Raw genomic sequence first — 6,468 nt, 5'->3', positions numbered from 1 at the left:
CGGGTCGTCGCTGTGGGCCGGGGCGCGGAACGGCTGGCGCTTGCCCGCGAGATGGGGGCCGAGGCGGTGATCGACGCGGCGCATGAGGATGTCGGCGCCCGCATCCGCGCGGTGACCGGAGAGGGGGCGGACGTGGTGTTCGAACTCGTCGGCACCGAGGCCACGATGCGCATCGCCACGGCCGCATTGCGGCGCAAGGGACGATTGGTGCTGATCGGCTATACGGCCGACAGCTATACCGTCCATCCCGTCGAATTGATCGTGCGGGAACTGAAGATCATGGGATCGGTCGGTGCGACGCTGCAGGATCTGCATGATGCGGTCACGCTGTTTTCGCGCGGCCTGCTGCGCATGCCCGTCGCCCGGCGCCTGGCGCTGGAGGAATTCGCCACCGGCCTGGCACTGACCGAGAAAGGCGGGATCAGCGGCCGCATCGTGCTGATGCCGCAGATCGCGCCCTGACGGGCGATTTTCTTCATCCATCCGTGGAAAGCGTAACGGACTTCCACGCCTCGATTTCCTGCTTCAGACGTTCGATCCTGTCCGACACGAGGGCGAGCGCATCGCTGCCAAGCAGAAGTTGCGGCGGAGGGGTATCGGTTTCGATCAGACCCAGAACGGCTGCCGCGAGCTTACCGGGATCGCCCGGCTGCCTGCCGCTTCTGGCCTGCCGCGCCTCTCTGATCGGATCGAACAGCGCGTCATAGTCCGGGATCGATCGCTTCGTCCTGACCATCGAGCGTCCGGCCCAATCCGTTCGGAAGGAGCCGGGACAAAGCGCCGTCACATGGACCCCGAACGGGGCCATTTCCGCGCGCATGACCTCGGAAATACCCTGAAGGGCGAATTTGCTTCCGCAGTAATAGCCGATGCCGGGCATGGTAATCATGCCGCCCATCGAGGTCACGTTGACGATGAATCCGCGACGCCTTGCGCGAAAACGCGGCAGGAAGGCCTTTGCGACGGCAACCGCACCGAAGACATTGACGTCGAACTGGCGCCGCATCTCCTCAAATGACGATTCTTCGAGAATTCCCTCGTGACCATAGCCGGCATTGTTGATCAGAACATCGACCGGGCCATGGTCCTCCTCGGCTTGTCGGACGATATCGGCGATCCGGTCGAATTCCGTCACGTCGCACAGGACGGGCCGTACCGCCGGCAGACGCTCCGCAAGGGCAACCCGTGACCGTTCCGATCGGACGGTGCCGATGACCTTATGCCCCTGGCGGCTCGCAGCCGACGCGATCGCGAAGCCGAAGCCGGAATTCGCGCCGGTGATGAAGAAGGTTTTCGGTGACATGCTGGGCGTTCTCCTGTTGATCGCGCGAAGCTATTGACCGATAATATGCGAACAGGCGGGAATCGATCGTGAAAACTCTGAATGTCTTGCCTAATCCTATGAATACCGAGCAGGGTCCGGTGAAGCGCCGCGAACTCGTGGAACTGGCGGACCGTCTGGCACCCCGCCAGGGATACAACCCGACGCCGCTGCCCGGCGTCCGCATCCTCCGGACCGAGACGATGCTTCACGACGTTCCCGTGCTCTACAAGCCGGGCGCGGTATTCGTGTTGCAGGGCCGCAAGCGGGGCCTTCTCGAGGGCGAGATCTATCTCTACGACGAGGAGCATTATCTGGCGGTGTCGGTACCGGTCCCGTTCCGAATGGAATCCGTAGCCAGCCCGGAACGGCCGCTGCTCGCCGTCTATGTCGATTTCGACATGAAAATGGCCGCCGGGATCGTCGCACAGATGGGCGCTCCGGAAACGTCCGGCAAGGTGAAAAGCCTCCTCTCGAGCAGAATGGATCCCGCTATCGAGGATGCCGTGCTGCGGCTGCTGAATGCCTTGGATAATCCCGTCGAGCTTGCGGTTCTCGGCGCGTGCATCCTGCGCGCGTTGCATTACCGGGTACTGGTCGGCCCGCAAGGCGGCGCGATGATCGCAGGTTTGCAACAGCGCGGGCCATCGGGGAAAATCCTGGAAAGCATCGCCCGCCTGCGCGAACGCTACGCCTCCGGAATTTCGGTCGCCTCGCTGGCCGGCGAAGCCGGCATGAGCGTTCCGTCCTACCACACGCACTTCAAGGCGCTGACAGGCAGCACGCCGATACAATATGTGAAGGCGATGCGGCTGCATGAGGCACGACTGATGATCGCGCGCGGGGACAAGACGATCGCCGACGTCGCGGCGTCGGTCGGCTACGCCAGCCCCGCCCAGTTCAGCCGCGATTTCAAGCGGCACTTCCGGCGCACGGCGTCCGAGGAAGCCGAATGGGTGCGCCGACATCTCGGCACCCTCACCTGATCGCCCCTTTTTCGGGCTTGACGAGCTACCTACTAGAAGGTAGGAACGCGATATGGCGAATTCATCCACGACTTCGGACGATATCCTGACCTGCGCACGGTCCCTGATCGTCGCGGGTGGTTATAACGGTTTCAGCTATGCCGATATCGCGGAAGTGGTCGGCATCCGCAAGGCGAGCATTCATCACCATTTCCCCAGCAAGGCCGATCTGGTGCGGACATTGGTCGCACGTTATCGGGAAGACGCCAAAGCCGCGCTGGCGGAGCTCGCCCTCCAGGTCAGCGATCCGCTCGAGCAATTGCGGCGCTATGTCGGGTATTGGGAAGCCTGTATCGCGGATGCAACCGCTCCGTTCTGCGTGTGCGCGCTGCTGGCAAGCCAGCTCCCCGTCCTGCCCGAGGAGATTGCCTTGGAAGTCCGCGCGCATTTCCACGCATTGTCGAACTGGCTGGCAACCGTGATGGAGAGCGGTGCGCGCACCGGGGAAATCCGGCTGACGCGTTCGCCGCATGTCGAGGCGGACGCGTTCATGGCCACCGTTCATGGCGCGATGCTTTCGGCACGCGCCTATGGCGATCCGAAAATTTTCGGTGTCGTAATAGGCGCTCATATGGAGCGGATGATCGCGCCGCCCGACCGTGATACGAAGAAGAGACCGAGAGAAATTCTGTCCTGAGCGGGACAGAAAACGATCTCCGTAACAATTATACCTTGACTGCAAAAGCTTACCTTCCATACCTACCTACTAGTAGGTATATCGGTTCTGCAAGATGGAGACTGACATGTTTGGAATCACCCCCGTTGGCTGGATACACACGCTCGGAAGTCTGCCCGCCATTCCATTGGCCGGGTATATGTTCGTCCGTCATGGGCGGATCGTCCCGCGATCGGCGCCTGGGGTTGCCTACCTCGTGGCGATGCTGACAGGCGCGGTGACGGCATTCCTCGTGGCCAAGCAGCCGGTGAGCTACGGCTTCGGCGCCGTGACGATCCTGCTTCTGCTTGCCGGGTACGGCATTGGTCACATGCCGATTTTCGGTCGTTCAGGCCGGTATCTTGAAGCGATCTTTCTCACCATGACGGTATTTCTGCTGATGCTGCCCGCCGCGACCGAAACCTTGCGCCGCGTTCCCGACGGCCACCCCCTGGTGACCGACCCGCACGCGCCGCTTCTTGTCGGCACGCAATCCGGCCTGCTCATCTGCCTCGTCATTGGTTTGACGGTCCAAATCATCTCTTTGCGCAGACGGGCCAGGGATGTCGCCCACGCAAACCATGAAGCTGTTATCGCGGAATGACATCCGTATTTCCACGTCTCCGTCTGGGGGACGAAAAACTTAAAAGATAAACCGCCGGAATTTCCGGAGACCTCAACTCTCAAGAGAGTGGGGTTATGGATGCCTGCCGCATCGCCGCGGGTGCCGGGGCGGACATCCCGCCCCGCGTTCCCTTGACGGTCCCCTTATCGCGGCCGCCAGACGAGGTGGCCGCGATAAGCCTCGCTCATGTAGCGCCGCATCATCCGATGGCTGGTAAAGACCGAGCCGCATTTCGACACCGCGCCGGCCATCACCCGGGCCCATCCACTGCGGTCCTTGTAGAACAGCGGCAGGATCACCTGCTGCAGCTTGTCCAGCAGGGCGGCGCCATGCGCCTCGGCCGGCATGTCCGGCGTGCCGATCGCCCAGCCCGTCACGCCTTCCATGCAGCCTTCGATCCACCAGCCGTCCAGGACGCTGAGGCTGGGCACGCCGTTGAGGGCCGCCTTCATGCCGCTGGTCCCCGATGCCTCCATGGGCGGCAGTGGCGTATTCAGCCAAAGATCGGCACCCGCAACCAGCATCTTCGCCTGCGCGAAGCCGTAGTCGGGCAGGAAGACGATCGGCACGCGCCCCGTTGCGCGGCGCGCGGCGTCCGCAATGCGCGCGATCATCCGTTTGCCGTCTCCGTCGCGTGGATGCGCCTTGCCCGCGAACACGATCTGGATTGGGTATTCCCCGGCGAGTTCCATCAGGCGCGGAAGGTTTTCCAGGATCAGGTCCGCCCGTTTATAGGCCGTCATGCGCCTGGCGCAGCCGACGATCAGGACCGACGGATCCAGGGTCCGCCCCGTCGCCCGCCGAATCGCGGCCAGAAGATCCGACTTGGCCGTCTCATGTGCCGCGAACCAGTCCGTGGGCGGCAGGATATCCGCATAGGCCAGGAATTCCGGCTCGTGACGCCAGCGCGGGCATATCCGGTCGTAAAGTCGCGCGAAGGCCGGATGCACCCAGGTTTCCGGATGGACGCCGTTCGTAATCGAACGGATCACATAGCCGGGGAACAATTTCTGCGTCGTTTCGCCATGACGCTCGGCGACGCCATTGATGTAGCCGCACAGATTGACGGCCAATTGCGTCATGTTCAGCGAGTCGGCGCCGGCCAGTTGCTGCAGCACCGGCAGGTCGATATAACGCCCCAGGATGCGACTGACCAGTTCGTACCCGAACCGGTCGTGCCCTGCCTCGACCGGCGTATGGGTGGTAAAGACGCAGCGTTCCAGCACACGCTCCCGGTCATACGGAAACATATCCGTCGAGACATGGCTGGGCGGTCGCGGATGCTGCCGCAACAGCGCAAGCGGCAACAGGGCGCCATGCCCCTCGTTGAGATGATAGGTCGCGATGGAGAAGCCGAGCGCACGCAGGACCTTCTCGCCGCCGATACCCAGAACGATCTCCTGCGCCAGCCGGTGCGCTTCGTTTCCGCCATAGAGGCGATCCGCGACGTCCCGGTCGCGGCGGTCGTTTTCGGTAAGGTGCGTGTCGAGGAGCAAGACCGGAATCGCCCCGCCCGCCCGTTTCAGGACATGGAGCCAGGGCCGGATCCAGACCGCGCGGCCTTCGATGAAGACGGCGACCATCGCCGACAGCGGCCGGGCCACGGCGGAGAGATCCCATGGTTCGGGATGATCGTGCTGGACGCCCCTGGCGTCGATTTCCTGGTGAAGATAGCCCTGGCGGCAGGCAAGGGTCACGAACACCATGGGCAGATCGAGATCGGCCGCCGACCGCGCCGCGTCGCCCGCCAGAATGCCAAGGCCCCCGCTATAGGTCGGGATTGCCGGATCCAGCGCGATTTCCATGCTGAAATAGGCGATCGACGCCGAGCCGACAAAGCGTTCCAGGGGCCCCATCCCGACACCACTCCGGCGAAGATAAAGAAGATAGAGAAGATAAACTGGGCAGAGACGAGCGGACTGCCCTGCCTGCCGGCCCATAACGCCGCAGCGACCGGCCATCCCTCAAAAAAGATTCCGTGAAGGACGCATCCGCCGCCGGCCACGGCGCGCTAGAGCCATATCCATTCACGCTGGTTCACGGATATGGCTCTAGCTTTTTGTTTTAACGAGCATCTTTATCCGACCGGATGAGTCCATCCGGTCGGATGATGCTCTAGTGTCCTGATTCCGAAATTCGCAAGCGAATTTTGGAATCAAAAGGACACTAGAATCAATATTTTAGTGGCCTGCTGGTCCGAGAAATTCTCATAAGAATTTCTCGGGCAGGACACTAGTGTCCCACACGGCCGATCCCGGACTGATCCTCGGGAGGAAGACCTGCTCATGGCCAGCACGGGCGACGCTTTCCTTGACGAACAGATCGCCCTGGTCGGGGCCGATCGCGGCCGCCTGATGGACGTGCTGCGCGCGGTCCAAACCAGATACGGCCATGTCAGCGATGCCAGTGCATCCGCGATCGCCGCGGGGTTGGGCATGCATGTGGGCGACGTGATCGATGCGTTGTCCTTCTATGCGTTCTTCAGCCGCGTCCCGGCCGGCCGGTTTCAGGTCCGCCTGTCCCGCACCCCAATTTCGCGCATTCACGGCGCCGATGCCGTCGCCCACGCCTTCTGCCAGGCGCTGGGCATCGCCATGGGCGAGACGTCGCCCGACGGCCTCGTCACCCTGAACTGGACCAGCGATATCGGCATGGCCGATCAGGAGCCCGCGGCCCTGGTCAACGACGTGGTCGTCACCGCGCTGACCCCCGAGGTCGTCCCGGCGATCCTGGCCGCCCTGCGGGCCGCGATCGACACCTCCACGGGCATCCCGTCGCCGGGTCACCGCGTCCCCCTGCCCCACGCGCGCGTCCATCCCAACGTGATCCAGGCCGGACCATT

The 6,468-nt window shown here is 63.0% G+C and carries 7 protein-coding genes; 5 read left to right on the top strand and 2 right to left on the bottom strand.

What is annotated here, in order from left to right; translation table 11 throughout:
- A partial coding sequence (locus tag HUK84_RS08460; protein ID WP_176639909.1) for a zinc-binding dehydrogenase occupies positions 1-462 on the top strand: 462 nt, incomplete at its 5' end.
- 13 nt (positions 463-475) lie between these two features.
- Here HUK84_RS08460 and HUK84_RS08455 read toward each other — a convergent pair.
- Positions 476-1,303: an oxidoreductase gene (locus tag HUK84_RS08455; RefSeq protein WP_176639908.1), complete on the bottom strand. Its 828-nt coding sequence runs from the start codon at positions 1,301-1,303 to the stop codon at positions 476-478.
- 119 nt (positions 1,304-1,422) lie between these two features.
- Between HUK84_RS08455 and HUK84_RS08450 the strand changes: the two genes are divergently transcribed.
- The 3 genes from HUK84_RS08450 (at position 1,423) to HUK84_RS08440 (ending at position 3,605) form a co-directional block, all read left to right on the top strand.
- The gene (locus HUK84_RS08450; RefSeq protein ID WP_317135264.1) at positions 1,423-2,307 is read left to right on the top strand and encodes an AraC family transcriptional regulator; all 885 of its coding nucleotides are present in this window, start codon (positions 1,423-1,425) and stop codon (positions 2,305-2,307) included.
- Between the two features lie 52 nt (positions 2,308-2,359).
- Positions 2,360-2,983, top strand: coding sequence for a TetR/AcrR family transcriptional regulator (locus HUK84_RS08445; RefSeq protein ID WP_176639907.1), 624 nt, complete (start codon positions 2,360-2,362; stop codon positions 2,981-2,983).
- A gap of 106 nt (positions 2,984-3,089) precedes the next feature.
- Positions 3,090-3,605 carry a hypothetical protein gene (locus HUK84_RS08440; RefSeq protein ID WP_176639906.1) on the top strand — a complete coding sequence of 172 codons (516 nt, stop codon included), beginning with the start codon at positions 3,090-3,092 and terminating at the stop codon, positions 3,603-3,605.
- Positions 3,606-3,769: 164 nt separating this feature from the next.
- On the opposite strand, the gene glgP is transcribed toward HUK84_RS08440, so the two are convergent.
- Positions 3,770-5,482 (bottom strand): alpha-glucan family phosphorylase, encoded by a 1,713-nt coding sequence (gene glgP / locus HUK84_RS08435; protein WP_176639905.1) that lies wholly within the window; start codon positions 5,480-5,482, stop codon positions 3,770-3,772.
- A gap of 429 nt (positions 5,483-5,911) precedes the next feature.
- Between glgP and HUK84_RS08430 the strand changes: the two genes are divergently transcribed.
- The coding region (locus tag HUK84_RS08430) for an NADH-quinone oxidoreductase subunit NuoE family protein (protein WP_176639904.1) at positions 5,912-6,468 on the top strand (557 nt) is incomplete at its 3' end.

The organism is Nguyenibacter vanlangensis, assembly GCF_013376155.1.
GTDB classification, from domain to species: Bacteria; Pseudomonadota; Alphaproteobacteria; order Acetobacterales; family Acetobacteraceae; genus Gluconacetobacter; species Gluconacetobacter vanlangensis.
The sequence above is the reverse complement of the archived record's forward strand: the minus strand, read 5'-3'. Positions and strand labels throughout refer to the sequence as shown.

Excerpts from the sequence above, each read along its gene's own strand:
- HUK84_RS08455 (WP_176639908.1), bottom strand. The coding sequence starts at position 1,303 with ATGTCACCGAAAACCTTCTTCATCACCGGCGCGAATTCCGGCTTCGGC.
- HUK84_RS08445 (WP_176639907.1), top strand. The coding sequence starts at position 2,360 with ATGGCGAATTCATCCACGACTTCGGACGATATCCTGACCTGCGCACGG.
- HUK84_RS08440 (WP_176639906.1), top strand. The coding sequence starts at position 3,090 with ATGTTTGGAATCACCCCCGTTGGCTGGATACACACGCTCGGAAGTCTG.
- glgP (WP_176639905.1), bottom strand. The coding sequence starts at position 5,482 with ATGGGGCCCCTGGAACGCTTTGTCGGCTCGGCGTCGATCGCCTATTTC.